The sequence below is a fragment of the Streptomyces katrae genome (assembly GCF_000966975.1).
GTDB classification, from domain to species: Bacteria; Actinomycetota; Actinomycetes; order Streptomycetales; family Streptomycetaceae; genus Streptomyces; species Streptomyces katrae.
Window position 1 is genome coordinate 1 of record NZ_JZWV01001766.1, and the last position, 524, is coordinate 524.

Consider the following 524-nt stretch of genomic DNA (forward strand, 5'->3'; position numbering starts at 1 on the left):
GGCGTACACGCTGCCGGTGACGGCGGGGGCCCTGGCGGTGGGGGTGGTGCGGCGCCGCCGGGATCCGGGGGCCTCCTCCTGGGCGGCGTACGGGCCGGGGCTGGGGGCGACGCTGCTGCCGGGTCTGGTGGCCGTCTGGGGGGACCCGTACTGGCCGCGTCCGCTGCTGCTGGGCCTGGGCGCGCTCGTGGTGACCCTGGTGGGGGCGCACCGCCGGCTGCGGGCACCGCTGCTGCTGGGCGGGTTCGCCCTGGCGGGGGTGGCGGTGCACGAGCTGGCCCCGTACGTGGTCCAGGTGGCGGGTCTGCTGCCGCGCTGGGTGCCGCCGGCGCTCGCGGGAGTGCTGCTGCTGGCGGTGGGGGCGACGTACGAGAGGCGGCTGCGGGATGCCCGCAGGCTGCGCGAGGCCCTCGGCCGGTTCCGCTGAGGGACCGGCGGGCGGGTACGGCAGAGGCCCCGGAGACTCTTGCGAATCTCCGGGGCCTCTGCTCCGGGTGGGCGATACTGGGATCGAACCAGTGACC

General features: G+C 77.5%; 1 protein-coding gene. It reads left to right on the top strand.

Features of this window, described 5'->3' with window-relative positions; translation table 11 throughout:
- Nucleotides 1-427 (top strand): SCO7613 C-terminal domain-containing membrane protein (locus tag VR44_RS40510; protein ID WP_045952708.1); only part of this gene is annotated, 427 nt, incomplete at its 5' end.
- Nucleotides 428-524 lie beyond the last annotated feature (97 nt).